The organism is Candidatus Obscuribacterales bacterium (genome assembly GCA_036703605.1).
Taxonomy (GTDB): Bacteria; Cyanobacteriota; Cyanobacteriia; order RECH01; family RECH01; genus RECH01.
This window is the reverse complement of sequence record DATNRH010000316.1, coordinates 1-2,869: the sequence shown is the minus strand read 5'-3', so window position 1 is coordinate 2,869 and position 2,869 is coordinate 1. Positions and strand designations below refer to the sequence as shown.

The 2,869-nt window shown below is 51.9% G+C and carries 3 protein-coding genes; all 3 read left to right on the top strand.

The window, feature by feature from the left end; translation table 11 throughout:
- Positions 1 to 646: 646 nt before the first annotated feature.
- Positions 647 to 1,663 (top strand): hypothetical protein, encoded by a 1,017-nt coding sequence (locus V6D20_06685; GenBank protein ID HEY9815473.1) that lies wholly within the window; start codon positions 647 to 649, stop codon positions 1,661 to 1,663.
- A gap of 121 nt (positions 1,664 to 1,784) precedes the next feature.
- Positions 1,785 to 2,372 carry a phycobiliprotein lyase gene (locus V6D20_06680; GenBank protein ID HEY9815472.1) on the top strand — a complete coding sequence of 196 codons (588 nt, stop codon included), beginning with the start codon at positions 1,785 to 1,787 and terminating at the stop codon, positions 2,370 to 2,372.
- 85 nt (positions 2,373 to 2,457) lie between these two features.
- The coding region (locus tag V6D20_06675) for a DMT family transporter (protein ID HEY9815471.1) at positions 2,458 to 2,869 on the top strand (412 nt) is incomplete at its 3' end.

The window sequence follows — 2,869 nt, the reverse complement described above, 5'->3', positions numbered from 1 at the left end:
TAGAAGGATAAAAAAGATTAAGCTGTGCACTCATCTAACCTCAGACACAAGCGTTTCTTCTGGATTAACCCCGATGGTCTAATTAGTCTGACCCGGTGAGGCATCATCTTCTGTCACATCTTGTGAAATCTGAGAAAAACTTTAGCATTCATGAGAGATCGGTGTGACTCCCTGAAAGCATTGTTCCGATTGGTGCGTATCCACTTTTCGTAACCCTCTAGACTTCTTTATACACCCCTACAGGGTGTTTGTTCTTTACAAGTTGTTAAGACTTGTCGTGAATTCGACTGATTTCTTAATGGCATAGATGCCCGTGTCTGTGTTGTCCACAACAGAATAGACGATCATCTCCCCTGAAAAAACCAATTCTTCATGAATCAAATATTAAGTAATGTCTCTAAAATATCTCTAAAAATTGGCGATCTGGAGAGTTAAAACTAAGGCACTGTGAATTCTTAAGAAAGTATAAAATTTCCGGAGGATGCTTTTCTTCAAAGATTATTAGAGTCATGTCTGGAATGATGGCGGAGCGATCGCTAGACCCATGAGACTGATGCTAACTAAATGCTAAGGTCTCTGCCAGATTCGCAATCCTGACCGCTATCCTAGACACAATAGGTATGTTTTGGAGTTTGGAGGTCGCGCTATGTCACGACGGAAGCGAGGTAAATCTAATCCTAATCGTCGGGGATCAACCGGGACATCGACGCCAGCACTCAATCAAAACTCGCGATCGCAGCCTCCTGTGGCTCAGCCCTCTGCGGTATCGGAAGAGGTACCGAAAAACTCGGACAACGTATCAGAAGGCATAGGAGACGATCATGGCCAAGTCATGGCTCCAGTTGCTTCTGTATCATCCACCTCCAAGCCTGTATCAACAGATACAGAGGTGTCGTCATTGGCATCCTCTCATCTGAGCCATCGAGTTCAGGAGTTGGAACAAGCCTTAGCAGAGCAACAGTCGGCAACCTCTACAGCCCAGGAAACACTTCAGCAGCAGCAAGCTTTGGTTGCCCAGCTACACCAGCAACTTGGGGACTATCAATCCAAATGCCAAACCTATGGCGCAGAGGTCAATGCTCATCAAGCCAAGCTCACGGCGAAAGACTATCAAATCGTCGAAATGCAAGAGCAGATCGGGCAGCTCACCCAGCGGCTGCAGCAACAGCAGGCCGTCACCAAGGAACGGGATCAGCTCCAAGCCACAGTCAAGCAACAAGAACAAGCTCTGGCAGAGTTAACGCAGCAGGTGCAACAGCAGGAGGCGATCGCCGCCGCACGGGATGTACTGCAAGCCACTGTGGAACAGCACCAACAGACTCTAGCGGATGCCCGCAGTCAAATCGTTCAGCTTCAGCATCTATTAGAGCGGCAGCAGGCCGAACACCTGCAGGCCCAGCATACGGTGGAGCGCCAAAATCAAGCGATCGCCCGCCTCAATCAGCATTTGCAAAGTTTACAAGACCAGATTCAAGAAAAAACCAGCGAGTGTCTCCTCCGCCAGCGGGACTATGCAGCGATCGCCCAGGAATCTCGTCAACACCAAGCCACCATTGAACAGCTTCAGCGAGATATGGCCGGTCTTCGCAGCCTAGCCAACTTAGCCGAGTCCCATCTCAACCGTTGGCAAGCCCGCACCTTTACCCGTTCATCGGGATTTTAGGTCGCGTGCCTATGAGCTCAAGATCATCGTCCTAGGGCTTTAACCCACTGGACTGGAACTGCTACCCTGGATCATGGACAAGTGATTCAGCCAGTATTGTTGATCGAAGGAGCGGTGGTTCATGCGAGACGTAATGGATTTCTTTCGGATGAGTGCGGGACAGTGGCGATCGCAGCGCACCACCCACCACCTGCCCTTTCGACGCACCGAACTGGGAGAACTAGAAATTCAGGCAGAGGCTTTGGCTGCCGATGATGCCAAGGTCATTGCTATCTGCGAGATGCATGATATTGACCCAGCCCTAGCCATTGGTGGCGCAGCGGTGCAGTGGCATGGTTCCATGGCCTGGGATAAAGAAGGCGAAAACCATGAAGGGAATACGGGATTTGCCATTGTGCCCGATGCCGAGGATCCTAGCCAGGGCAAGATGTTGCGCGAGCGCGGCTATGCGGAAATTGTGCCGGTGGTCGGACGCTATCAGGTGGATGACGCCGATGGGCTGATTCTGATCACCGAGTACGAGACCATGAGTTCGGTCGAACGCTTTTGGTTTGCCAACCCCAACTTACGCTTTCGCACCAGCACCGTGAAGCGATTTGGTGGCTTTAACACCGCATCGTTTTGTGCGGAAACCCGCTTGGATCCAGCAGCATCCTCCGAGGTCTCAGCTAGCCCTAGCCTACCGCTGCCGTCGGTTTGGGGTTGGTAAGCCGACACAATCCTCCCCGTGCAGGGGTGTTAAAGGTTTTGCTGTTTTGTCGGGATTGTCCTTCACGAAAACCTGAGACAAGACGTTGACCACACCCATACACGTATCCGTTAGCCCCAGATTACGCCTGCTGGGGCTTTTGGCATTGATTGGAGGAACGCTGCTGTGGGGCACCTCCTTTGTGGTGGTACAAGGAGCGATCGCCGATGTGCCGCCCAGTTTAGTCACCCTAGTGCGGTTTGGCATCGCTGCCCTGTGTTTTCTGCCCTTTTTGAAGCGCGATCGCCGCTTAATCGGCGTTGGGCTGGAGCTAGGGCTATGGAGCGTGGGCGGCTATACTACCCAAGCAATCGGTCTCATCTACACCACGGTCAACCGCAGCGCCTTTATTACCAGCCTGTATATGTTGGGAATTCCCATCCTGTTTTGGCTGCTAGGGCGATCAGTGGGGCGAATCTTTTGGATCGGGGCTGGGCTGGCCTTGCTGGGAGTTGGGC